Source organism: Brevundimonas sp. NPDC090276 (assembly GCF_044772165.1).
Taxonomy (GTDB): domain Bacteria; phylum Pseudomonadota; class Alphaproteobacteria; order Caulobacterales; family Caulobacteraceae; genus Brevundimonas.
This window is the reverse complement of record NZ_JBIVYK010000003.1, coordinates 279447-303384: the sequence shown is the minus strand read 5'-3', so window position 1 is coordinate 303384 and position 23938 is coordinate 279447. Positions and strand designations below refer to the sequence as shown.

Sequence of the window (23938 nt, the reverse complement as noted above, 5' to 3'; positions counted from 1 at the left end):
GCGCCTATATGGGGCGACTGCGTTTTCGGAACCCTTGCCCCTGATGCCTGCCGTCCAGTTCACCCGCCGCTTCTCGATGGCGCACCGGCTGATCGCCGATGCGGGGTCCAAGTGCGCCGTACCGCACGGGCATAATGAGTTCGTCAAGGTGACGCTGGAGCCGACCGCCGAGATCGCCTTCGGCCAGTCCAACCACGCCGCCTCGTTCGAGAACCTGAAACGGCGCTGGCACGGCTTTGTCGACCGCAGCCTGGACCACGCCTTCCAGCTGAACCGCGCCGACCCCCTGCTGGACTGGTTCCAGACGCATGAGCCGCAGCGGCTGAACCAGGTCCTGACCATAGACGGCGATCCGACGACCGAGGCCCTGGTCATCGCGCTCTGGCGGAAATTGGAAGCCATCCTCAAGGCCGAGGGCCTGCCCTTCCGACTGGCCGAACTGGCCATTGAGGAGACACCGACCAATACCGTGCTGACGCGCGGCCTGACCGAGGCCGAGCGGGCGTGGAAGCTGGGCGACTGGTGCGACCGGGCCGATTTCAGCATCAATGACATCCTGCCGCCGGAGACCTGGTCGTGAGCGCCGTCGTTACGCCTTTCACCGTCTCCGAGCCGCGCCGTCTGGGGCTGACCGTGCTGGTGCGCGGTCTGGAGGTTCAGGCCGCCATCGGCGTGCACGCTCATGAGCACGGCCGGTTGCAGCCCCTGTTCGTGGACGTCGAGCTGGACCTCGGCGCCGCCCCGATCCGCACCCTGTCCGACACTCTGGACTATGAGGGCGTGGCCCGGATCGCCCGCGAACTGGCGGGCGGCGAGCATATCGCCCTGGTCGAGACCTTCGCCGAGCGCGTTGCCCTGGCCTGCCTGAACGATCCTCGCGTCCTGGCGGTCAAGGTCCGGGTGGAGAAGCCCGGCGCCATCCCCGGCGCGGCGGCGGCGGGCTGCGAAGTCGCCTATTCGCGCTGAGGCCGGTTGCGCGGGGCCGTTCGTCCCGCCATTGTCCCGCCTCGTTCAAGAGGTTCCGATGGTCCAGTCCGGCGATTACAGCAGCAACAGCGCGGCCTCGTCCGACCAGGCCGGCGACCTGACCAGCCTCTATGTCGGCTATGCCCTGATCCTGTTCGCCGTGCCGACCTTCGGCGTGGCGGCGGCGATCGGCCTGCTGCGGGTCTGGCGCAAGGCGCCGCCAGCCGATCCGGTGGCGCGCAGCCACTTCATCTTCCAGCAGCGGACCCTGATGGCGGCCGTCGCCGCCATCGTCGGCGGGGTGGTGCTGATCCTGATCAACGTCGGGGTCTTCGTCCTGTTCGTCATGGCGGTGTGGACCATCGTGCGCGGCGCCCTGGGCCTGAAGGACCTGCTGGAAGGCCGCGCCATCCGCCATCCCCATCGTCTGTTCTACTGAGAAAGGCCCGGCCATGACCGATCAGAACCTGGAGGCGCGCGGCGCCGGGCGCGACGGCGCGGTGGTGGCCTGGATCCTCTATATCCTGTCGATCCCCAGCGCGAACGTGCTGGTGCTGGTCGGGCTGGTGCTGGCCTACGCCAATCGCGGCAGCGCGACGGGGCTGGCGGCCCAGCACGTCGAGGCGCAGATCAGCCTGTTCTGGTCAGTCTTCTGGGTCACCATCGTGCTGTGGGGCCTGATCGCGGTCAGCGCGGTGGCCTCGGTCTTCCTGATCGGCATTCCCTTCCTGATCCTGTTCGGGCTTCTTTTGCTGCTGGTGTCGATCTGGTTCACGGTCAAAAGCGTTCTGGGTCTGCTGGCCCTGCTGAACGACCGGCCGGCCTGATCTGAGGAGCCTTTCGTGACCGCCTTCCGCGACCAGCCCGCCGACCGCCGCTTTCAGCAGGAGTTCGCCGACGCCGAGGGGAACGAGCATCCCGTCTGGGCCGAGTACGCCATCCGCGGCCACGCCCGCGTCATCCTTCACGTTGAGGCCCACCCGGCCCTGCGCGGCCACGGCGCGGCGGGGAAGTTCATGCAGGCCCTGGCCGAGCACGCCCGCGCCGAGAAGCTGACCCTGATCCCGCACTGCAGCTATGCGGTGGCGTGGCTCAAGCGTCACCCGGAGTTCTCCGACATCGTCGGCTGACAGCGCGTTTTTCGCTGGGTCTGCGCGAAGCGCCGAGGCCGCGTCGGGTCGAGAAGGCGGAGCCTTCTGACCGCGGCCTACAGCGTCATGGATGGCTCTTGGCGATGATGGCCTTCATGGTCTCGGCCTTGACCGGCAGGTCCTGGCCCAGGCGGTGGGCCAGTTCGCGGGCGCCGACGGGGTAGGCGTCGCCGCCCTCGGCGATCTCCTTGGCCATGTCGGCGGCTTTCAGCAGAACCTCCTCCAGCGCCTCGACCTGTTCGAGCGCCAGGGCGCGCGCCTCGGCTTGCAGGCGCTTGACCCGTTCGGCGGTGGTTTCTGGCGCACGCATCAGGTCATAGACCTCGGCCTCGGGGGAGGTGACCACCCGCAGGTTGGGACGGTCGTCGGATTCTGGACTGTTCGGTTTGGACATGATGCACCCTTCGACACGACAATGCCGCAATTTCCGAGCCGTTCCCTCAAACAAGTGAGGCCGACGCCGGGTTTTGCGCCCCTGTGGCGCCCAAGCCTCAGGCCCCGGCGGTCCAGGGCGGTTCGTCCGGCGGCCCGTTTGTCGGCATGAGGGCGCCGCGCGCGACCGCCTCGTCATGCTTGCGCTGGAAGGCGGCGGCCAGGTGATCGACGCGCGAGAAGAACTCCTTCTGCAGTCGCCGCAGCTCGGCGGGATGGACGTCGCTCACGTCGTCAGGGTCGGCGACGCGGTCGCGGCGCGAGGGTCGGGGTCGGGCCATGGGGGTCTTCCTCTGGTTCAGGCCAACGGGTTTCGCCGCCACGCCGGACGGCGGGCGGTGGAGGGCTGGGCGGAGCGCCGGGCCGACGCCCGGAGTGGATGTGTGTGTACCGTTTCGGCGACGACTGACGCTCCGCGCGGACGGGCTTCCACGAGCTCGGGGCAGGCGCCGGTCTTATCGGCTACCCCCGGCGCCCAATTCTTCAGGAAGATGGGGGCAGGCAGGGGCCTGCTTGCGACAGGCCTCCTGGAACGGTCCGCGTAACCCCGCGACCCTGACCGGAACCTCTATGACGGACGGGTCGAACGCCCCGTTACCAGGCTCCATCGGCTCCTTGTCCTGACGTGTGGTCTATCGCCCTTGGGGGCTACTTGAGACCACGAGACGAAGGTTCAGGCGTTCGCCCTTGCTCCGTCCGTTGCATCTTAGGTCGCGCGGCGAAGACCGCCGCGACCTGTCCGCTGGGCTTCAGCGCCCTTGACCGGAGACCGCGACGGACGCCGCGCGGCCCGACAAGGACCCCGCTCCATCCGCTCCCGCCGCCCGCAAGGTCGCAGGCCTCACGAGCCCTCCATGCGACGGAACGAGCGCAGGGTGGCATGGGCGGAAGGTAGGGCGAGCCGAAAGGGGATGGCGGAGGGGGAAGGGCGAGAAATTGCCGGGATTGGGGCGGTGAGTTGGGCGTGTGTTTTTCGTTCTAAGCTTGAGGGAAAGGTGCTCTGCGCTGGCGATGGCCTTGCGGTTGCATTCAAAAATAGAACATCGATATAGAACGTCGATTTTTATACGATGGGGGATGTTATGAAGTTGGAGCAGCCTAAGCTGATCGAAGGGCCATGGGATTTCGGCTTTGCATTGGACAAACACACAAGGAAAAGTGTGTGCGTCGGTCACAATGAGCATGGCCATCCGGTTTTCGAGACTGATCGCACTCCTATGGGGGAGGCTCTCTTCCAGCTAAAATATCGCCAAGATAACTCCCAAGTTCAGCTTATAGCTGACGCAATGGCTGCGGCCATTGGTGAGGCTCGTGTGATGCAGGAGATCGGTATGGTCATCCCGATGCCTGCAACGACGGCTAGGCTAGTGCAACCCGTCGATCTTCTCGCTGATGCCGTTGCTCAAAAATTGGGGGTGCCGATGTTCAGTAATGTGCTTACCAAGGACGCTCAGCCAGCAGGAGCGCCGGCTTTGAAGAATATGCGTAGTCAAGAAGAGAAAATAGCAGCGCTCGAAGGCAAATTTCGTATAAATGATAACCTAGTCGATGGGCGATGGAATGTTCTTATGGTTGATGATTTGTATGATAGCGGCGCTTCTATGGTGACTGCAGTTAATACTTTAAAGTCATGGCGTAAGGTGGAGCAAGTATATTCAATTTGCTGTACGTGGAAATAGGCTATGACTAAAGTATTTATAGCTGGGTCAATAACGATAAAGAACCTTAGTGAAGAATTTTTGATTCGGATCAATAATATTGTTGATAAAGGTCTGACGGTATTAGTTGGAGATGCTGGTGGAGTTGACTTATCTGTGCAGGAGTATCTAAAGAATCTTTCTGCTGAAAACGTTATTGTTTATTGTAGCGGTTACGTTCCTAGAAATAATGTCAACTCTTGGCCTGTTGTTGCAGTAAAGGTAGATGCCAAAGAGGGTACTAGGGCATTTTTTACTGCAAAAGATAAGGAAATGGCTGCTGTTGCTGATTTTGGCTTGATGGTTTGGGACAAGAAAAGTACCGGTACGTTAAGTAACGTCATTGAGATGATTAAAGACCGCAAAATGGTTGCGGTGTATTTGAACAAGGATGGAGTTTTCTTTGACGTAAAGACGCCGGATGATTTGGAAATTCTTGTATCAAAGATGTCCGATGGCGCTAGAGAATTAGCCGAAAAGAAAATTTCACTAAGCAGCAAGCTGAATTCTGTTCGTTCTGTGCAGCTTGGTCTTGGTCTCTAGCGGTGTGTGAATTTAGGTGCGGTTAAGCGGGGGCTATAGCGAGGCTCGATGTACGCTTCCTCTACCGCCCCTTCCTGAACGCTTCTGCCTTCTCCGCCGCCGCCTCTTGCCGCCAGCGTTTGGGGGCTGACTTGTCGACCTCTTCACCGGCGCCGGTGAGCGCTTCGTTGGCGAATTCGAGGTCGAGGAGCTTCATGCGCTTGATCTCGTCGCGCAGGCGGGCGGCTTCTTCGAACTCGAGGTTGGCGGCGGCGGCGCGCATTTTGCCTTCCATGTCCTTGAGGGCGGCCTGGAAGTTGGAGCCGAGGAAGGGCTTGGCCTCTTCGGCGACGCCGGGGCGGGTCAGCTGGTCGAGGTCGCGGGACTCGTAGGGGCTGTCGAGGATGTCCTTGATGTCGCGCTTGACGCTCTCGGGCGTGATGCCGTGTTCGAGGTTGTAGGCCTGCTGCTTCTCGCGGCGGCGGTTGGTCTCGGCGATGGCGCGTTCCATCGAGCCGGTCATCTTGTCGGCGTAGAGGATGACGCGGCCGTCGACGTTGCGCGCTGCCCGACCAATGGTCTGGATCAGGGAGGTTTCCGAGCGCAGGAAGCCTTCCTTGTCGGCGTCGAGGATGGCGACCAGGCCGCACTCGGGGATGTCGAGGCCCTCGCGCAGCAGGTTGATGCCGATCAGGACGTCGAAGGCGCCCAGGCGCAGGTCGCGCAGGATCTCGATGCGCTCAAGCGTGTCGACGTCGGAGTGCATGTAGCGGACCTTCACGCCCTGCTCGTGCATGTATTCGGTCAGGTCCTCGGCCATCTTCTTGGTCAGGGTGGTGACCAGGGAGCGGTAGCCGGCGCGGCTGGTGGCCTTGACCTCGTCGATGACGTCGTCGACCTGGTTGCGGGTGGCGCCGGAGACAGGGCGGATCTCGACCGGGGGGTCGATCAGGCCGGTGGGGCGGATGACCTGCTCCACGAAGACGCCGCCGGTGCGCTCCATCTCCCAGGCACCGGGGGTGGCCGAGACGTGGACGGTCTGGGGCCGCATGGCGTCCCATTCCTCGAACTTCAGCGGGCGGTTGTCGATGGCGGAGGGCAGGCGGAAGCCGTACTCGGCCAGAGTGGATTTGCGGCTGTAGTCGCCTTTGAACATGGCGCCGATCTGCCCCACGGTGACGTGGCTCTCGTCGACGAAGAGCAGGGCGTTGTCGGGGATATATTCGAAGAAGGTCGGCGGCGGCTCGCCCGGCGCGCGGCCGGTCAGCCAGCGGCTGTAGTTCTCGATGCCGGCGCAGGAGCCGGTGGCCTCCATCATCTCCAGATCGAAGCGCACGCGCTGTTCGAGGCGCTGGGCCTCCAGCAGCTTGCCGTTCTCGTTCATCCAGGCGAGCGTCTCCTTCAGCTCCTCCTTGATGCCGGTGATGGCCTGGTTCAGCGACGGGCGCGGGGTGACGTAGTGGCTGGCGGCGTAGACGGTGACTTCCTCCAACTCGGCGGTCTTCTTGCCGGTCAGGGGGTCGAACTCCTGGATGGACTCCAGCTCGTCGCCGAACAGCTGGATGCGCCAGGCGCGGTCCTCCATGTGGACGGGGAAGATCTCCAGCACGTCGCCGCGCTTGCGGAACATGCCGCGTTCGAAATTCAGGTCGTTGCGCTTGTATTGCAGGGCGATGAGGTCGGCGCGCAGCTTGGCCTCGTCGATGGTGTCGCCGACCTTCAGGGTGAAGGTCATGGCGGTATAGGTCTCGACCGAGCCGATGCCGTAGATGCAGGAGACCGAGGCGACCACGATGACGTCGTCGCGCTCGAGGATGGCGCGGGTGGCCGCGTGGCGCATCCGGTCGATCTGCTCGTTAATCGAGCTGTCCTTCTCGATGTAGGTGTCGGTGCGCGGGACGTAGGCCTCGGGCTGATAGTAGTCGTAGTAGCTGACGAAATACTCGACCGCGTTGTCGGGGAAGAAGGCCTTGAACTCGGAATAGAGCTGGGCAGCCAGCGTCTTGTTGTGGGCCAGGATCAGGGCCGGGCGCTGGGTCTGCTCGATGACCTTGGCCATGGTGAAGGTCTTGCCCGAGCCGGTGACGCCCAGCAGGACCTGATCGCGCTCGCCGGCCTCGGCCATGGCGGACAGTTCGGCGATGGCGGCGGGCTGGTCGCCGGCGGGGGTGTATTTCGTCTCCAGCCGGAAGCGGCCGCCCTTCTTCGTGCCTTCGCGCGAGGGGCGGTGCGGCACCCAGTCGGCCGGGGCTGCGGGCGGCGTCTCGGGCGTCAGTCGCGGGCCGGCGACGGGGGCGAACATGGGCATGGCCTTGCCGCCGCGACCGCGCGGGCCGTCCTGGACGAAGGGCGCGGCCATCTCCTGCATCCCCGAGCTCTGGCCGGGCACGTGGACGGGCTTGATGGGCGGTGTCGAAGGAGAACGAGCCATGAACGTCAAGGTAGTGCGCGCGGGCGCGTGACGCCATAGGCGGCGATTGTGGCGACGCAGGAGGGGCTGAACGCGCCGTCGCCGCGATCCGGCTCGAGCTTTGCCTTATTCGCGCCGAATAGCGTCACAATACAGGCAAGATTTGGCTATTTGTCGCCATAAATGGACGAATTGTGGTTCAAAATAGGTGTGTTGGCGTCAAAATTGACGCGCTTTTTCGCCTAACGTCGCTTTATTGCAATATTTTGGTTGCCCTGATGTGGCGCTTTGCATAGCCGTCAATCCAACCAAGAAACGTAGAGTCGAACATTGGTATCCGAAACGTTGTTCTTGTAACAACGTATCAGTTATTAAATATTCACAGGTACACAGAGGCATATGAGCACTCGTAAAGACTACCTGCTGGGCACGACGATGGTGGCTGGAGCCGCCGCACTGTCGCTGACCCTGCTCGTTCCGGGAGCCGCGTTCGCTCAGGACGCAACCAATACCCAGGAAACCGCATCGACCGTCGACGAAGTCGTCGTCGTCGGCTCGCGCATTCGTCGCGACAATTTCAACGCTCCGTCGCCGACCCAGGTCGTGACGCGTGAAGAAGCGACGCTGCAAGGCTTCGCCTCGACCACGGAAGCCCTGCAGAGCACGGCTGTCACCGGCGGCACGGCGCAGATCAACAACTCCTACGGCGGCTATGTCACCAACGGCGGCCCCGGCTCCAACACGATCGGCCTGCGCGGCATGGGGCCGAGCCGCACCCTGGTGCTGCTGAACGGTCGTCGCGTGTCGCCTGCCGGTTCGCGCGGTTCGGTCGGCTCGGCTGACCTGAACGTGCTGCCGACGGCGATGATCGACCGCGTCGAAGTCCTGCGCGACGGCGCCTCGTCGGTCTACGGCTCGGACGCCGTGGCCGGGGTGGTCAACATCCAGACCCGCAAGAACTTCGAAGGCCTGACCCTGGAAGCCCAGGGCAACCTGCCCCTGGAAGCCAACAGCGCGGGCGGCTCGAGCCGCTTCTCGCTGACGGCCGGCGCTCGTGGCGACCGCTGGCGCGCCGCCGGTTCGATCGAACGCTATGAGCGCGACGAACTGACCCTGCGCGACCGTGAGTTCACGCGTTGCCAGACGGACGGCTTCCTGAACGGCAAGGACTACATCGACCCGATGACGGGCAAGTCGAAGTGCTACCCGATCACGGGTACCGGTTCGAACGGCTCGGCCATCAACTCGATCGGCACCAGCGACGCGACCGGCATCGGCGCGATCGGTACGACGGCGACCACGTTCAACCGTTGGCGTCCGAACGCGGCCATCACCGACGGCGTGGTGGGCTTCGAGGGCGTTGGCGGCACCGGCACCAACGTGAACGTGCGCGACACCTTCGACGATCGCATGCTGAACCGTTCGCTGATCTCGCCGGTCGAAATCAACACCATCTATGGTGAAGGCGGCTATCAGCTGAACGCGCTCGGCAACGCCGAGGTGTACGGCGAGTTCCTGGTCAACCAGCGCAAGTCGTCGCAGACGAGCTTCCGCCAGCTGGCCCTCGACTACGCCAAGGGCAGCCCGCTGATCCCGACCAACCTGGCATGGAGCACCATGTCGGCCAAGGATCTGGGTCTGAACAAGGGTCAAGCCGTGGGCGTGCGCGCCTTCATCGGTTTCGGCAACGACACCTCGACGCAGGAACAGGTGTTCAACCGCAACGTCGTCGGCATCAAGGGTGACTTCTTCATCCCCGACTGGCGCTACGACATGTCGGCCAGCTACTCGCGGTCGCGTTCGGAATACACCAGCCAGCAGTTCCTGACGAACCGCCTGCGCGAAAGCCTGGACGTCGTCAGCGACGGCAAGGGCGGCTTTGTCTGCCGCGAGCTGGCCAACAACCCGGGTTGCATCGCGGCCCCGGCCCTGAACAGCGCGACGATCGGCGGCAAGCTGCCCAAGGACTGGGTGGACTACGTCTTCCGTCCGGTCACGGGCGTCACCGAGTACAAGGAAACCGTGCTGAGCGCGGGCATCGACGGTCCGCTGTTCGACCTGCCGGCCGGTCAGGTGATGGGCTTCTTCGGCGCCGAGTACCGCAAGTCGGAAATCGACGATACGCCGGGCCTGGATTCGCAAACGGGCAACACCTACAACTACTCCAGCTCGGCTATCACGCGTGGTTCGGACTCGGTGTGGGAACTGTTCGGTGAAGTCGAAGCGCCGCTGCTGCGCGACGCTCCGTTCGCCAAGGAACTGACGTTCAACGCCTCGTTCCGCTACACGGACTATGACTCGTACGGCGACGACACGACCTACAAGGCTGGTCTGGTCTACCGTCCGATCGACTGGGTGACGCTGCGCGCCACCTACGGCACCTCGTACCGCGCCCCGGCGCTGTTCGAGCAGTTTGTCGGCGCCTCCACGGGCTTCCAGGCCAGCAACTTCGACCGTTGCGACAGCCTGGCGACCAAGGACAAGGCCACCGACCTGTACAAGAACTGCAAGCTGGACGGTCTGGCCGACAACTTCCAGTCGACCAGCGGCGTGACGGTGATCACGGCGGGCGGCGCTGACGCCGGCCTGGCTGCTGAAACCTCGACCAATATGACGATCGGTCTGGTGCTTCAGCCGCCGCTGCCCTCGGGCTGGGGTGATCTGGCCTTCGCCGTCGATTACTACGAAATCGAAGTCAAGAACGGCGTGTCGCGTACCGGCGCAGGCGAAATTCTGGACCGTTGCTACAATTCGAGCCAGGCTGATTTCGCGGCCAAGGCCGGCTTCTGCCGTCTGGTCGAGCGCGATGCGGATTCGACCAAGCTGACCGTGCACGACAGCTACGTGAACCTGGCCACGGACAACGTGAAGGGCCTGGACTACACGGTTCGCTACCGTAAGGACGTTGGTCCGGGTTCGATCCTGGCCAACCTGGCTGTCACCCAGTACACGGAAATCTCGAGCAAGCTGTTCGAGGAAGACCGTCTGGAAGACGTCAAGGGCATGCTGAACAACCCGGAATTCACCGGAACGTTCGACGTGGCCTACGCCTGGGATCAGTGGCGCGTCCGTTACGGCGTCGACTGGATTCAGGGCATGGACAGCTACGATTACTACAAGGATCGTCCCGCCATGGTGAACTACGATCACCAGGTGCCGGACTACTGGCTGCACAACGCCTCGGTCCAGTATCGCACGGACGGCTGGACGGCCACGGTCGGCGTTCGCAACCTGCTGAACGAAGATCCGCCGACCATTTCGTCGGGCTACTACAACCGGGTCGGCAACGCCCCGCTGTACTCGGGCTACGACTATCTGGGCCGCACGGCCTTCGTGAACCTCACGAAGTCCTTCTAAGGTCCGACCTGATTTCAGGTTGAGGAGAGGGCGGCGGACTTCGGTCCGCCGCCCTTTCTGCTGTCTGGGAACGTGGCGCCTCGTCCGGACGCCCTCGCTCCAAGGGGGCGCAGGGGCCAGGCCCTCAAGCCGTTGGAGTCAGGCCTGTCCGCCCGGCCACGATGTCCTGGGCGCAGATCGCAGGCCTTGGGGCGCCGGCGCGACCAAAGAAAACCCCCGGAGCGCGGGCTCCGGGGGTTTGTCGTTTGGCCGGCAAGGCGGGGATCAGTCGCCGAGGTAGGGCTGGGCGCCGACCGGGGGCTTGGGGTCTCCAGGACGGGTGCCGTCGGCCAGCTTGCGCTGACCGGCGAACATGCGGCCCAGCATCCGGCGGCCCCATCCGGCGATGTCGTCGACGATGGTGAAGAAGGCCGGGATGTAGAGCAGGGACAGGAAGGTCGAGGAGATCAGACCGCCCAGGACGGCGATCGCCATGGGCGAACGGAACTCGACGTCGGCGCCTACGCCCAGGGCGATCGGCACCATGCCGGCGCCCATGGCGAAGGTGGTCATCAGGATGGGACGCGCCCGCTTGTGGGCGGCGTCCATGATGGCCTCGCGGCGGGTCATGCCGCCCTCCTTCTCGGCGATGATGATGTAGTCGACCAGAAGGATGGAGTTCTTGGCCGCGATGCCCATCAGCATCAGCACCCCGATCAGGGCCGACATGGAGAAGCTCTTGCCGCCGATCACCAGGCCGATGAAGGCGCCGCCGATGGCCAGGGGCAGGGCCGCCATGATGGTGACCGGGTAGGCGAAGCTTTTGAACATCAGCGTCAGGACGGCGTACATCAGCAGGATGCCCGAGATGAAGGCGATGGCGAAGCCGGTGATCATCTCCTGGATGAACTCGGCGTCCCCGGCCGGCACCTGACGCACGCCCTCGGGCAGGTTCTTGACCGAGGGCAGGCGGTTGACGGCCTGACCAGCGGCGCCCGTGGTCATGCCCTCCAGTTCGGCGCGGATCGAGGCGATGCGCGACCGGTCCTGACGGCTGACCGTGGCCGGGCCGGCGCCGAACTCGATGTCGGCCACGGCGCTGAGCGGCACCGAGGCGCCCGAGGCGGTCGGGACGCGCAGGTTCTCCAGCACGTTGAGGTCCTCGCGCGCGGCTTCGGTCAGCTGCAGCCGGATCGGGATCTGGCGGTCGCCCAGGTTGTACTTGGGCAGGTTCTGCTCGATGTCGCCGATGGTGGCGACGCGGACGGCCTGGGAGATCGAGCCTGCCGACACGCCCAGCAGGGCGGCCTCGTCCGGGCGCGGCGTGACCAGGATTTCCGGACGGGCGATGGCGGCGGTGTTGACCACATTGGCCAGGCCCTTCACCCCGCGCATCTCCTCCTCGACCTTGCGGGCGGCGGCTTCCAGGGTCGCCGGATTATCGCCCAGGATGGAGAAGGTGTAGCTGGTGCCGTCGCCGGGGCCGCCGCCCTGCTGGGCGATGCCGGCCCGGATGCGGGCGCCGGGGATCTGCTTCAGCTCGTCAACCATGACGCGCTGGAAGGCCTGCTGGCTGAGGGCGCGTTGACCCTTGGGGGTCATGTCGGCGTAGACGTTGGCCTGGCCCACGTTCTGGCCGCCGATGGCGGCGTAGACGGAGGTGACCTCGGGCCGGGCGCGCAGCTTGGCGGTGACCTGCTGCACGATGGCGTCGGTCTGGCGCAGGGTCGCGCCGGGCGGCAGCTCGATCTGGAAGGCGGCGCGGCCTTCGTCGCCCGGCGACATGAACTCGAAGGACATCTTGGCCGCGACCGACAGACTGATGGAGCCGACCAGGAAGAGGGCGCCCAGGCCGAAGACCTTCCAGCGGTTGCCCAGGCACCAGTGCAGGCCCTTCAGGTAGCCCTTCATCCAGAAGGGATCCTTGTCCTCGTGGTGGGTGTGCTTGAGCAGATAGGCGGCCATCAGCGGGGTCAGCATCCGCGCCACCACCAGCGAGAAGAAGACGCTGATGCAGGCGGCCAGGGCGAAGGCCTTGAAGAACTGGCCGATGATGCCCGGCATGAAGCCGACGGGAGCGAAGACGGCGATGATGGTGCCGGTGGTGGCCACGACCGCCAGGCCGATCTCGTCGGCGGCCTCGAAGGCGGCGTCGTAGGGCGGTTTGCCGTCGCGCATGTGGCGGACGATGTTCTCGATCTCCACGATGGCGTCGTCGACCAGGATGCCGATGGTCAATGACAGGGCCAGCAGGGTGACACCGTTCAGCGACTGATCCATCGGCGCCAGAAGCGCAAAGGTCGGGATCAGCGACATGGGCATGGCCGTCGCCGCGATCAGGGTCGCACGCCAGTCGCGCAGGAAGATGAAGACCACGATGACGGCCAGGACGGCGCCCAGACCGAGGGCTTCCAGCGAGGCGAGGTAGCTCTCCTCGATGTATTTCACGCTGGAGGTAACCTGTTCGATGGTCAACTCAGGGTGGGCCTCGTCGATCTTGGCCACTTCGGCGCGGACCTTTTCCGCCACCTTGACCTCGCTGGCCTCGCGCGAGCGCAGGAAGTTGAAGGTCACGGCCTCCTGGCCGTTGTAGCGGGCCAGACGGCGGGGCTCGCCCCATTTGTCGACCACGGCGCCGAGGTCGCCCAGGCGCACGCTCTTGCCGTTACCCAGCGGCACCAGGGTCTCGCGCAACTGCTCGACCGATCCGGCGGCGCCCAGGGTGCGCACGGCGCGCTCGGATCCGGCCACGGTGACGCGACCGCCGGGCAGGTTGTTGTTGACGTTGGTCAGGGCCTGGCTGACCTGGGCGGCGGTGACGCCGTAGGAGGCCAGGCGCACGGGGTCCAGCTCGACGCGGATTTCGCGGTCCACGCCGCCCGAACGGTTGACCTCGCCGACGCCGCCGAGGGCGAGCAGGGCACGGCTCATCTCGTTGTCGATGAACCAGCTGATCTGTTCCGGCGTCATCGTCGGCGAGCGGACCACATAGGTGATCAGGGCGTCGCCGGTGATATCGATGCGCTGGACCGTCGGCTCCTGCATGTCCTGGGGCAGGGAGCCGCGCACGCCGCTCATGGCGTTGCGCACGTCGTTGGTGGCGCGCTCGGTGTCGGTGCCCAGTTCGAACTCGATGGTGGTCGAGGAGACGCCGTCGGTGACGTTGGAATAGATGTGGCGCACGCCCGACAGGCCGGCGATCGAGTCCTCGATCACCCGCGTGACCTGGACCTCCATCTCCGCCGGGGCCGCGCCGGGACGGGCGGCGGTGACGGAGACCAGAGGGAAGTCGATGTCGGGGTTGTTGTTGATCCGCATCCCCATAAAGCCGGTCACGCCCGCGAGGGTCAGCAACAGGAACATCAGGATGATGGGGATGGGATTCTTGATCGACCAGGAGGAGATGTTGTTCATGGCCGGGTCTTACTTCGCGGCCGGAGCGGCGGTGGCAGGCGCGGCGGCGATCGTGACCTTGTCGCCCTCGTTCAGGAAGCCGGCGCCCTGGACGACGACGCGGACGCCGGGCTCGACGCCGCTGACCGAGGTCTGGTCGTCGCGGCGCGACAGGACCGTGACCGGGCGGAAGTGGGCCGCGCCCTGGGCGTCCAGCACGAAGACGCCCGACTTGTTGTTGCGATAGAGGACGGCGCCGGTCGGCACCACGGTCGCGGGCTGGGCGCCGGCGTTGATCGAGGCGCGGGCGAACATGCCGGGCTTCAGACCGCTGCCGGGCGACAGGGTGATGCGGGCCAGGCCGAGGCGGGTCTGGGAATCGACCTCAGGCGTGACGATGCGGATCGTGCCGGAGGTGGCGACGCCCTCGTTAGAGGTGATGGTCGCGGTCTGGCCGGCGCGCAGGGCGGGCAGCTCGGTCTCGGGCACCTGGGCGTCCAGTTCCAGGCGGCCGTCGCGGACCATGCGGAACAGCTCGGTTCCGGCGGCGACGATCTGGCCCTTGGTGACGCTGCGGCTGATGATGAGGCCCGAGACGGGGGCCTTGATCTCGCTTTGGGCCAGACGGGTGCGGGTTTCCGACAAGGAGGCGCGGGCCGAGGCCAGGTTGGCCTGGGAGGCGCGCTGGTCGGCCAGGGCGTTGTCCAGCGAGGCCTGGCTGAGGAAGCCGCGTTGCTTCAGCTCCTGGGCGCGGGCCAGGGCGGAGTCGTCGCGGGCGGCGTTGGCCTCTGCGGTCTGCACGCCTGCCTGCTGCTGGCGCAGCTGGGCCTGCAGCAGGGCGTCGTTCAGCTTGACCAGCACCTGGCCCTGACGGACGTAGGAACCTTCATCGACATAGACGCCGACGGCGGTCAGGCCGCCGGTCTCGGCGCCGATCGGCACTTCTTCCCAGGCCGAGACGCTGCCCGAGGCGACGATGACGCGCGGCAGGGCGATCTCGACGGCCGTGGCCGCCGTGACCGTCTGGCGCGAGGCCCCGGCGGGCTTGTCGGTCTTGGCCTTGTCGTCGTGGCCGCCGCAGGCGGACAGGGTCAGGGCGGCGGCCGCCGCGAGCAGGAGGGCCGGAGTACGAAGAGTGGACGCCACGTGCGAGGATCCTTGAAGGGTCGGTGCAGGGAGGGCGCGAACCATTCTGTCCGGCGCCGGACGCGAGTTTGATAGCCACGCTTCATAGCGTTTCCGCGAAGCGCTCTCAAACCTCGCACACCACCATTACCGCGAAGTAATCCTCGCCGCCGTGGGATCAGGGGCGGTCGCGGGAGGGCAGGGCCATGACCTCGGCCTCGGTCAACTGCTTGACCACCTGGACGCGGCAGAGATCGCGCGGGGGGGCTCCGACGACCAACCGCGAGGTGTCGCCGACGCACAGGCGGCTGAGGGCGGTGTTGGGCACGAAGGCGATGGCGAAGGCGAAATCGACGTCGGAGCACATGCCGAAGGTCTGGAGTTCGAACACGTCCTTGTTGCGCGCCCGCACATAGATGGTCTGGTTGTTGCCGCGGAAATTATCGACCTGATCGGGATAGAAACACTGTCTGTTCGGCGAGGGCTTGGCGCCTTCGCCACCAGTCATGGGGGCGCAGGCGGAAAGGGCGGTCACGCCGAGGGCGGTCAGCAACAGCGAGGATAGACGCGACATGGGAGCCTCCATTGAACCGAGGATCGCGCTTCTAAAGCGTCGAGATGAACCTGGGCTTTAAGCGTGATCGGGCCGCTTTGGTTGCGCGAGGAGGCGCGAGGCGGCGAGGCGGGCGCCGAAGGCGGCGGGCAGGGGCGAAGGCTGTTTCAGGATCACGGCGGCCTGATGCTCGCCCAGCAGGGGGGCGACGCAGAAGCCGCGCGAACCGAGGCCGGTCAGGGCGTAGAGGTTTTGGCGGGACAGGGCGCCGATGATCGGCAGGCGGTCGGGCGTGGTGGCGCGCACGGCCTTGCGGGTCTGGACGGCGGCTTCGACGCGCGCGGCCAGCTCGGGCAGGGCGGCGGCGAGGGTCGTCAGGTTGCGACCGGACGCCTCGGCGGTCGGGGCGAGGTCGGTCTGGCCCCTGTCGTGGGTGGCGCCGAACAACAGGCCGGTTCCGGTGGGCACGGCGTAGCCGCCCCAGGCGACGGGCGGGGTGGTCGGGCCCTCGACCCATTGGGCCTGACCGGCGACGGGGGCGAGCGGAAGGTCGGGCGCGAGGGCGGCGGTTCCCCAGCCGGCGGCCAGGACCACGGCGTCGGCCTGGACCAGGACCGCGCCGACGGCGTCGCGCAGGGTCCAGCCCTCGCCTTCGGGGCGCAGGCTTGCGACGCGGGCGGTCAGGCGTTCGGCGCCGCTCAGCCAGGGCTCAAGCACCGCCGAGGGGCGTAGGGCCAGGGCGCCGCCCATCATCAGGCCGCCGGACTGAACGGTTTCGCCCAGATGGTCGGCGCAGGCGGCGGCGTCGAGGCGGGTCATGGCGGCGGCGGGGGCCTCGGCGGGCCACAGGTCCTGGACGGCGATCTTGTCGAAGCGGACGGCGTCGCGCGGGGTCTGTTCCAGTTGGAGCACGCCCTCGGCGATCACAGCGTCGGGCAGGGCGCGATAGAGATGGCGAGCGCGTTCCAGCGCCTGGGCGTGGAAGCCGGCGATGACGGCGTCGCCCGCGTCGAGGCGCGGCGTCACCAGGGCGGCGGGGAAGCCCGAGCCGCCCGCGCCGGGGCGCTCGGCCTCGATGACGGTGACGCGGGCGCCGCCGGCGATCAGGGCGCGGGCGACCGAGGCCCCGGCGATCCCGGCGCCGACGACGGCGACGTGGCGTTGCGGGCGGGCGGCGGGCGGGGGCGAGGGCAGATGCGCCTCAAGCCTTTCGCGCTTGCGCCCGTGACCGGGCTTCTTCTCGACGACGAAGCCGTGCTCGGCCAGGCCACGCCGCACGGCGCCCGCGACGGTGAAGGTGGCGACCCGCGCGCCGGGGGCGGAGCGGGCGGCGATCAGGGCCATGATCTCGGGCGACCACATGCCGGGGTTCAGCGCGGGCGAGAAGCCGTCGAGGAACCAGGCGTCGGCCGGGCCGGACCACTGCTCCAGCGCCCACTGGGCGTCGCCAACGGCCAGGTCGATGGTCACGTTCCACTGCGGCAGGTCGAGGCGGTGGAAGCCGGGGGCGCCCTCGGGCCAGACGGCGAGGACGGCGGCGGCGGTCTCGGCCAGTTCGGGCCAGGCGGCGAGGGCGCGGGCGGCCTCGTCGCGGGTCAGGGGGAAGCCTTCGATGGAGAAGACGTGCAGACGGGCGTTTGCGGGGCGGGCGCGGCGCCACAGGTCGAGCAGGGCGACGATGTTCAGCCCGGTGCCGAAGCCCAGTTCGGCGACGGTGAAGTCGGCGCGATCAGCCCAGGCGTCCGGCAGGCCGCAGCCGTCGAGGAAGACCGCGCGGGTCTCGGCCAGGCCGTCGTCCTTGGAGAAGTAGACGTCGCCGAAGCGGCCGGAGCGGGGTGAGCCGTCCTCGGCCCAGACCAGCTGGGGAGAGGCGTCGGTGGTGTCGTGATCGGGCAGTTCGTCGGCCATGGCGGCGCTTTAACGGCCCAGGCCTCTGCTGGATAGCAGGCACGAAAAAAGGGGCCGTCCGAAGACGACCCCTTTCCGCATCGCGACCCGGAGGCCGCGATCCAAGACGTAAGTCTTAGTGAGCGGCGGCCGGAGCGGCAGCCGGAGCAGCGGCGGCCGGAGCAGCAGCGGCGTCGGCAGCAGCCGGAGCAGCGGCAGCAGCGTCGGTGGCGGCGCCAGCAGCGGCGGCAGCGTCGGTGGCGGCGGCGTCGGCGGTGGCGGCGGCGTCCGTAGCGGTCGCAGCGGCTTCCGTGGCGTCGGCAGCGGCGTCTTCAGCCTTGTCGGTGGCGGCGGGCTGGCAAGCGGCCAGGGCCAGAGCGGCGGCCGAAGCGGCGATCAGAGCGGTGATGCGCATAGTTGTTATCCTTCAGAAGGGAAACGCGAGATCATGAATCCTCGCTGAGTGGAGATAACGGGATCGTGAGCGAATCCGCAAGCAAAATTCTCACGGGTTCGTGAAGTTGCGTTATCCGCATGAAGAAAGGCCGCCCCGACATCCAGTCGGGGCGGCCTTTTGCCGGTTTTTAGGCCAGTCGATTTTTTAATTGGGCGCCTTCTCGGGGGCAGCCGGAGCGGGGGCCGGAGCCATGGCGGCGCCGGCGGCGTCGGCGGCGTCGGCGGCTTTTTCAGTCGCGGCGCCGGCCGAGGCGGCGGCGTCGGTGGCGGCGCCCGCAGCGGCGGTGGCGGCGTCGGCGGCGGTGGCCGCGGCGTCGGTGGCGGTGTCGGCGGCCGCGTCAGCGACGGCGGCGGCTTCTTCGGTCTTGGGCGCCGGCGGCTGGCAGGCGGCCAGCGACAGGGCGCTGAGGCCCGCGGCGACGATCATCAGGCGACGGATGGTCATGAGACTATAGCCCCTTCGATATCAGTTTTCCGGCGGGACCAATCCCGCCGGTGCAAGGCGTAACGCGAGATTACGGGGTTCGGCAAGTCTGATGTCGGGTCAACGTCAGACGCTCGGGGGCGGCGGCGCGGTCGGGTTCATCGGATCGGTCGGGGGATCGGTCGGCGGCTTGTCGTCCGGAAGGGGCGGTGGCGGCGCGACCGATTCGCCCGGCGGCGGCGCGGCCTCGTCCGGCGGAGAGGGAGAGGCCGTCGGTTCGCTGGAAGCTGGAACGGGTTCGCTCGCGGGCGGCGTCACAGAAGGAACGCCGACCTCGTCGCAGGCCGCCAGCGCAAGCACGCCGGCGGCGGCCGGAATCCAGGGCGGAAGCGCATTCATGCGGAGCTCCACAGGGCGATGCACGCGAACGTGACCGATGGAGAACCGGCGTGAGGGAACTGTGTTCCCGGGGCCTTGCGCGGGATCAGGCGTCCATCGGTGCGGCGGCCAGGGCTTCTTCCATTTCAGAGAAGGAGGGCTGGGCCGTCGAGGGGATGTCGCCGCGGCCGATCTCGACCGAGATCTGGGCGGCGTTGCCGTGCAGGTGGGCGACCAGCACAGACTGGATGATCTTGTAGTAGGCGCCTTCCTCTTCGATGATGGCGTTGAGGCGCGCGGCGAAGGGGCCGACCAGGCCATAGGCCAGGAAGACGCCGAGGAAGGTGCCGACCAGGGCCCCGCCGATCATGCCGCCCAGGACTTCCGGCGGCTCGGTGATCGAGCCCATGGTCTTCACGATGCCCAGAACGGCGGCGACGATGCCGAGCGCGGGCAGGCCGTCAGCCAGGTTCTGCAGGGCGTGAGCGGCGGCCAGGGCCTCGTGGTGGTGCTTCTCCAGCTGCTTTTCCATGGCGTCCTCGATCTGATGCGGATCTTCGAGGTTCATGGTCATCATCCGCAGGGTGTCGCAGATGAAGTCAGTGGCGAAGTGGTCCTTCAGCACCTTGGGATACTTTTGGAAGATGCTGCTCTCGGCCGGCTTCTCGATGTGGCTTTCCAGGGCGATGACGCCCTTGGACTTCATCGTCTTGGTCAGCTGGAACAGGAGCGACAGCAGATCCTTGTAGTCCTGCTTCTTCCACTTGGGTCCGGCGAAGGTCTTGCCGAAGCCGGCCAGCGAGGCCTTGATCACCGGCAGGCTGTTGGAGATCAGGAAGGCGGCGACGCCCGCGCCGCCGATGGCCATGAACTCGTGCGGCAGGGCGTGCATGATGACGCCGAACTTGCCGCCCGCCAGGACGTAGCTGCCGAACACCATGGCGAACAGCAGGACAATGCCGATAATCTGGAACATGGGGCGGTCGGACGTCCTGCGGGAGAAAGCTCAGGACGCCCGTTATCGGCGTTAATGCTTAAGGGCGGGTTTCACGAATCCCGGTTCGGGACGTAGGCGACGGAGCGCGATGTCGCACCTTCGTCGCGCTAGAGCCGCGTCGTGCCGTCGAGGATGGCCTCGTAGGCCTTGGCGGTCAGCTTCTGATAGCCGGCCTTGCCGCCGCGGACGTAGACAGCGCCCGTGACCTTCTCGAGGTCGAAGCCGTCGGCGACCAGGTCGACCTTGCGGTACTTGAAGGTGCCGGTGGTCTCGGCCGACTTCATCAGGCGCAGGAAGACGGGGCGGGCGTAGGCCGGCAGTTGCTCGTCGGCGTAGGCGGCGAAGGCGGCGGGGTCGAACTTGCCCTCCATGACCAGGCCGGCCATGCCCGCCTTGCCTTCCTGACCCGGGACGACGACGCCATAGGCGATGACTTCCTGAACGCCGGGGGCGTCATGCAGGCGCTGCTCGACCTCGGCGGTGGAGACGTTCTCGCCCTTCCAGCGATAGGTGTCGCCCAGCCGGTCCATGAAGTAGAAATAGCCGTCGCGGTCCTGACGCATCAGGTCGCCGGTGCGGAACCAGCGGTCGCCCTTCTTGAAGACGTCGGTGAGGATCTTCTTCTCGGAGGCCTTCTTGTCGGCGTAGCCCGAGAAGTCGTGACGGATGTCCGAAGCGATCTGACCGACGGCCTCGCCGGTCTGGCCGACCGAGACCAGCTGGCACATGCCGTCCGGCCGGCGCAGCGGCTCGCCGGTTTCCGGGTCCAGGGCGATCAGGCGGATGTTGATCTGCGACTTCAAATAGCTGGGCACGCGACCGATGGCCCCGGCCTTGCCGTCGAAGTTGAACAGGGAGACGTTGCCCTCGGTGGAGCCGTAGAACTCCATGATGTCCTTGATGCCGAAGCGCTTCTGGAACTCGGTCCAGACGTCGGGGCGCAGGCCGTTGCCGAAGGCCAGGCGCAGTTTGTGGGCGCGCTCGTCCTCGTTGGGCGGGCAGTTGACCAGATAGCGGCACAACTCGCCGATATAGACGAACATGGTGGCGCCCGAGGCTTTCACGTCGGGCCAGAAATGGGTCGAGGAGAAGCGGCGGCGAATGATCATCCGCCCGCCGTTCAGCAGGATCGACCCGACCCCGACCAGGCCGCCGGTCGAATGATAGAGCGGCAGGCAGTTGTAGAGGGCGTCCCTGGTCGTCGAGGCGGTGGCCCCGGCGAAGGCGCGCATATAGGTGCGGGCGCGCGAGTGCGGGATGCGCGCCGCCTTGGGCAGGCCGGTGGTGCCCGAGGTGAAGATGAACAGGGCCGTGTCGCGGTTGGTCAGGCCGTTGCGCAGGCTCTTGTCGGGGCGCACCGAAGAGGCGCTGCGAACCGCGTTGTCGATGTCGCGGCGGTCGTTGGTCTCGTCCTCGTCGGCCAGGCCGTGGACCCAGCTCATCAGATTGCGGTCGATGAAGGGGCGGGCTTCTTCAACCGCGCGCCAGCAGTCCTGATCCGTCACCACGTTGAAGGCGTTGGAGATGGTCAGGCAGTGGGCCAGGGCCTGACCCGTCAGGTTGGTGTTGATCAGGGCCGTGGCCACGCCGACCTTGGAGAAGCCGATCCAGGCGGCCAGGTATTCGACCCGGTTGTGCATCACCAGGGCGATGACGTCCGAGCGCTTCAGGTTCCGCGCCTTGGCCCAGTGGGCGTAGCGGTTGGCCAGGGCGTCCAGCTCGCGATAGGTCAGACGGCGGCTTTCGTCCTCGACGGCGACATGGTCCGAGAACTTGTCGACGGCCTCCTCGATGTCGTCACAGACCAGGACGTCGCTGTCGAGCGTGATCGGCTTGATGCGCTTCAGGAGGCGGTACAGCCCGCCCGCGAACTTCATATCGCGCCGGATGTTCGCTGCCAGACCCATGGTTGCGCCGCCCCTTGTTAGAATGTGGTCTCGTGGTGATGAACGGGCGGCGACGGCGGGTCAACAGGTCGCGAGCGCCCATCGCCACAATGTTTCGTCGATGCGATGCTTGGGCCTCATTTTCGATGACGTTGGGTAAGGTTGCTCTGCGACGTTACGTCAACCTCCGTGGCGATCAGACGGAAGAAGGCGGCAAGAAATGACAGTCAGATGACTTGATCATGCTTTCGCCTGAACTGTGGCGGTGGTGGTGTTTCTTCGGGGTGGTGACGTTATTCGTGGAACCTTGCTCTTTTTGGCGGGGTTGTGTGGCCCTTGGATCGAGGAGAAGACATCATGTCCGTGACCTATACTGATCAGGTTCGTTCCGCCGCCGCCCGCAACGACGCCGAGGCCTATGTGCCGGTCTATGCTCGCAGCCGCGCCCGCAAGTCGAACAAGCCGGTGAAGACCTGGATGATCCTGGCGCCGATCGGCTTGCTGGTGGTCGGCGGGGCGGCGGCGGCCATGCTGATGCAGCCGGCCACGCCTGCCGTGGAAGAGGCGGCGCCGTTCGCCCCTCTGGCGGCGCAACTCGCTGCATCGGAGACCCAGCCGCTCACCGCGCCGTCGATTCCGATGGAGACCCCCGCAGAGCTGACGAGCGATGCGCCGATCCCGCCGTCCGTGGCGGCGCCGGTTGAACTTCGCGCGACGCCTGTGACCCCGGCCCGCGCCGCCCGCGTCACGCCGCGCGTCGTCGCTGCGGAAGCGGTCGAGGCGCCGGTCGCGCCCACAGGTCCGCAGCCCTATCTGTCGGTCGCGCCGCAGACGGCCGCGCCGACGGTCGTAGCTCCGTCGGCGCCCGTTGCGCCCACGACGCCGCCCGCGCCCATCGCGATCACGCCGCCGAACTGATCGAGGCGACGGCGCAAACTGAAAGGCCCGGCTCGCGCCGGGCCCTATTTTCTGGAAGCCTCAAGGGCGAGCGGCGGGCGTGACCCGCCAGATGACGTCGCCCACGTCGTCGGCCACCAGCAGGGCGCCGGAGCGGAGGCCCAGCACCCCGACCGGGCGGCCCATGGCCTCGCCCTTGTCGTTGCGGAAACCGGTCAGGATGTCCTGGGGCGGACCCGCAGGCTTGCCGCCGCTGAAGGGGACAAAGATGACCTTGTAGCCGGCGGGGGGATTGCGGTTCCACGAGCCGTGCTGGCCGATGATCGCCCCGTTGCGCCACTGGGGCATCAGGGCGCCGGTGTAGAAGGTCAGGCCCAGCGAGGCGGTGTGCGAGCCCAGGGCGTAGTCGGGCTTGATGGCCCTGGCGACCATGTCGGGCCGGGGCGGCTGGACCCGGGCATCGACGGTCTGGCCGTAATAGCTCCACGGCCAGCCGTAGAAACCGCCGGGCGTGACCGAGGTCATGTAGTCGGGGACCAGGTCGTCGCCGATCTCGTCGCGTTCATTGACCGAGACCCAGAGGCGGCCGTCCTCGGGGTTCCAGGCCATGCCGACCGGATTGCGCAGGCCCGAGGCGAAGACGCGGCGGGCGCCGGTGGCCGGGTCGATCTCCAGCACGGCGGCGCGGTCGACCTCTTCGTTCAGGCCGTTCTCGCCGACATTGGAGTTGGAGCCGACGCCGACATAGAGTTTGGAGCCGTCGGGCGAGGCCACCAGGCTCTTGGTCCAGTGGTGGTTGCGGCCGGCGGGCAGGTCCGCGACCTTGACCGGGGCGGCGTCGATGCGCGTCTGGCCGGTCTGATAGGGGACGGCGACCACGGCGTCGGCGTTGGCGACGAACAGGCGGTCGCCGATCAGGGTCATGCCGAAGGGCGAGGTCAGGCCGGACAGGAAGACGGTCTTCGTCTCCGCGACGCCGTCGCCGTCGGCGTCGCGCAGCAGGGTGATGCGGTTCGCGCTGGGCGCCCGCGCGCCCGCCTTGCCCATGATGCGGCGCTCGAACCAGCTACGTATGCCGCCGCCGTCGCTGGATTCAGGCTTGGGCGGGGCGTTGGTTTCGGCGACCAGAACATCGCCGTTGGGCAACTCGTAGAGCCAGCGGGGGTGGTCCAGATCGCTGGCGAAGGCATTGACGGCCAGACCTTGCGCCGCGACCGGGGTGCGGCCCTCGGGCCAGCCGACGGCGGGGGCGATCTTGACCGTCGGCACCTTCTGGACCCGGGCTTCGGGCAGTTGCGGGTCTGCGCCGAAGCCGGCGCTTTCGGGCAGTTTGCTCTCGGTCTCGCAGGCGGACAGGGCGAGGATCAGGGGCAGGGCGGCGACGGCGAGGATACGGGAACCGGGCATGGGCGGACCTTGCGTCTGAAT

Annotated in this window: 22 protein-coding genes; 9 read left to right on the top strand and 13 right to left on the bottom strand. The window is 66.6% G+C overall.

Annotated features, from left to right (window positions below):
• Positions 1 to 43 precede the first annotated feature (43 nt).
• From ACIQTU_RS13300 to ACIQTU_RS13280, 5 genes are read left to right on the top strand one after another with little or no spacing between them, the layout of a single operon-like run.
• Positions 44 to 580 carry a 6-pyruvoyl trahydropterin synthase family protein gene (locus ACIQTU_RS13300; protein ID WP_400547918.1) on the top strand — a complete coding sequence of 179 codons (537 nt, stop codon included), beginning with the start codon at positions 44 to 46 and terminating at the stop codon, positions 578 to 580.
• The gene (gene folB, locus ACIQTU_RS13295) at positions 577 to 966 is read left to right on the top strand and encodes a dihydroneopterin aldolase (protein WP_400547915.1); all 390 of its coding nucleotides are present in this window, start codon (positions 577 to 579) and stop codon (positions 964 to 966) included. The genes ACIQTU_RS13300 and folB overlap by 4 nt, the downstream gene beginning before the upstream one ends.
• Before the next feature lie 58 nt (positions 967 to 1024).
• A complete protein-coding gene (locus tag ACIQTU_RS13290) occupies positions 1025 to 1405 on the top strand; it encodes a serine/threonine protein kinase (protein ID WP_400547912.1) in 381 nt (126 codons plus the stop codon).
• Positions 1406 to 1418: 13 nt separating this feature from the next.
• Positions 1419 to 1793: a hypothetical protein gene (locus ACIQTU_RS13285; RefSeq protein WP_400547909.1), complete on the top strand. Its 375-nt coding sequence runs from the start codon at positions 1419 to 1421 to the stop codon at positions 1791 to 1793.
• Positions 1794 to 1808: 15 nt separating this feature from the next.
• Positions 1809 to 2096 carry a GNAT family N-acetyltransferase gene (locus ACIQTU_RS13280; RefSeq protein ID WP_400547906.1) on the top strand — a complete coding sequence of 96 codons (288 nt, stop codon included), beginning with the start codon at positions 1809 to 1811 and terminating at the stop codon, positions 2094 to 2096.
• Between the two features lie 85 nt (positions 2097 to 2181).
• On the opposite strand, the gene ACIQTU_RS13275 is transcribed toward ACIQTU_RS13280, so the two are convergent.
• Both ACIQTU_RS13275 and ACIQTU_RS13270 read right to left on the bottom strand, forming a co-directional pair.
• A complete protein-coding gene (locus ACIQTU_RS13275) occupies positions 2182 to 2511 on the bottom strand; it encodes a hypothetical protein (protein ID WP_400547903.1) in 330 nt (109 codons plus the stop codon).
• A gap of 97 nt (positions 2512 to 2608) precedes the next feature.
• Positions 2609 to 2830 carry a hypothetical protein gene (locus ACIQTU_RS13270; protein WP_400547900.1) on the bottom strand — a complete coding sequence of 74 codons (222 nt, stop codon included), beginning with the start codon at positions 2828 to 2830 and terminating at the stop codon, positions 2609 to 2611.
• Between the two features lie 801 nt (positions 2831 to 3631).
• Here ACIQTU_RS13270 and ACIQTU_RS13265 point away from each other — a divergent pair.
• Together ACIQTU_RS13265 and ACIQTU_RS13260 are read left to right on the top strand one after the other, a co-directional pair.
• Positions 3632 to 4228, top strand: coding sequence for a ComF family protein (locus tag ACIQTU_RS13265; RefSeq protein WP_400547897.1), 597 nt, complete (start codon positions 3632 to 3634; stop codon positions 4226 to 4228).
• A gap of 3 nt (positions 4229 to 4231) precedes the next feature.
• Entirely contained in the window at positions 4232 to 4789 is a 558-nt protein-coding gene (locus ACIQTU_RS13260; RefSeq protein WP_400547895.1) for a hypothetical protein, read from the top strand.
• A 61-nt stretch (positions 4790 to 4850) separates the two neighbouring features.
• Here ACIQTU_RS13260 and uvrB read toward each other — a convergent pair whose 3' ends face one another.
• Positions 4851 to 7076 carry an excinuclease ABC subunit UvrB gene (gene uvrB, locus ACIQTU_RS13255; RefSeq protein ID WP_400548988.1) on the bottom strand — a complete coding sequence of 742 codons (2226 nt, stop codon included), beginning with the start codon at positions 7074 to 7076 and terminating at the stop codon, positions 4851 to 4853.
• A 501-nt stretch (positions 7077 to 7577) separates the two neighbouring features.
• Here uvrB and ACIQTU_RS13250 point away from each other — a divergent pair.
• Positions 7578 to 10535 (top strand): TonB-dependent receptor plug domain-containing protein, encoded by a 2958-nt coding sequence (locus ACIQTU_RS13250; protein WP_400547892.1) that lies wholly within the window; start codon positions 7578 to 7580, stop codon positions 10533 to 10535.
• A gap of 264 nt (positions 10536 to 10799) precedes the next feature.
• Here ACIQTU_RS13250 and ACIQTU_RS13245 read toward each other — a convergent pair whose 3' ends face one another.
• The 9 genes from ACIQTU_RS13245 to ACIQTU_RS13205 form a co-directional block, all read right to left on the bottom strand.
• Positions 10800 to 13928, bottom strand: coding sequence for an efflux RND transporter permease subunit (locus ACIQTU_RS13245; protein WP_400547889.1), 3129 nt, complete (start codon positions 13926 to 13928; stop codon positions 10800 to 10802).
• 9 nt (positions 13929 to 13937) lie between these two features.
• Positions 13938 to 15053, bottom strand: coding sequence for an efflux RND transporter periplasmic adaptor subunit (locus ACIQTU_RS13240; RefSeq protein ID WP_400547886.1), 1116 nt, complete (start codon positions 15051 to 15053; stop codon positions 13938 to 13940).
• Positions 15054 to 15210: 157 nt separating this feature from the next.
• Positions 15211 to 15606 (bottom strand): DUF6491 family protein, encoded by a 396-nt coding sequence (locus ACIQTU_RS13235; protein ID WP_400547883.1) that lies wholly within the window; start codon positions 15604 to 15606, stop codon positions 15211 to 15213.
• 57 nt (positions 15607 to 15663) lie between these two features.
• Positions 15664 to 17493: a tRNA (5-methylaminomethyl-2-thiouridine)(34)-methyltransferase MnmD gene (gene mnmD, locus ACIQTU_RS13230; RefSeq protein WP_400547880.1), complete on the bottom strand. Its 1830-nt coding sequence runs from the start codon at positions 17491 to 17493 to the stop codon at positions 15664 to 15666.
• 115 nt (positions 17494 to 17608) lie between these two features.
• Positions 17609 to 17887 carry a hypothetical protein gene (locus ACIQTU_RS13225; protein ID WP_400547877.1) on the bottom strand — a complete coding sequence of 93 codons (279 nt, stop codon included), beginning with the start codon at positions 17885 to 17887 and terminating at the stop codon, positions 17609 to 17611.
• 186 nt (positions 17888 to 18073) lie between these two features.
• A complete protein-coding gene (locus tag ACIQTU_RS13220) occupies positions 18074 to 18373 on the bottom strand; it encodes a hypothetical protein (RefSeq protein ID WP_400547874.1) in 300 nt (99 codons plus the stop codon).
• A gap of 105 nt (positions 18374 to 18478) precedes the next feature.
• Complete coding sequence (locus ACIQTU_RS13215; RefSeq protein WP_400547871.1) at positions 18479 to 18751, bottom strand: hypothetical protein; 273 nt, start codon at positions 18749 to 18751, stop codon at positions 18479 to 18481.
• Between the two features lie 85 nt (positions 18752 to 18836).
• The gene (motA, locus tag ACIQTU_RS13210; RefSeq protein ID WP_400547869.1) at positions 18837 to 19706 is read right to left on the bottom strand and encodes a flagellar motor stator protein MotA; all 870 of its coding nucleotides are present in this window, start codon (positions 19704 to 19706) and stop codon (positions 18837 to 18839) included.
• A 128-nt stretch (positions 19707 to 19834) separates the two neighbouring features.
• Complete coding sequence (locus ACIQTU_RS13205; RefSeq protein WP_400547866.1) at positions 19835 to 21634, bottom strand: long-chain-acyl-CoA synthetase; 1800 nt, start codon at positions 21632 to 21634, stop codon at positions 19835 to 19837.
• A 336-nt stretch (positions 21635 to 21970) separates the two neighbouring features.
• On the opposite strand from ACIQTU_RS13205, the gene ACIQTU_RS13200 reads away from it, so the two are divergent.
• A complete protein-coding gene (locus tag ACIQTU_RS13200; protein WP_400547863.1) occupies positions 21971 to 22531 on the top strand; it encodes a hypothetical protein in 561 nt (186 codons plus the stop codon).
• A gap of 60 nt (positions 22532 to 22591) precedes the next feature.
• On the opposite strand, the gene ACIQTU_RS13195 is transcribed toward ACIQTU_RS13200, so the two are convergent.
• Positions 22592 to 23917, bottom strand: coding sequence for a PQQ-dependent sugar dehydrogenase (locus ACIQTU_RS13195; RefSeq protein WP_400547860.1), 1326 nt, complete (start codon positions 23915 to 23917; stop codon positions 22592 to 22594).
• Positions 23918 to 23938: the final 21 nt, after the last annotated feature.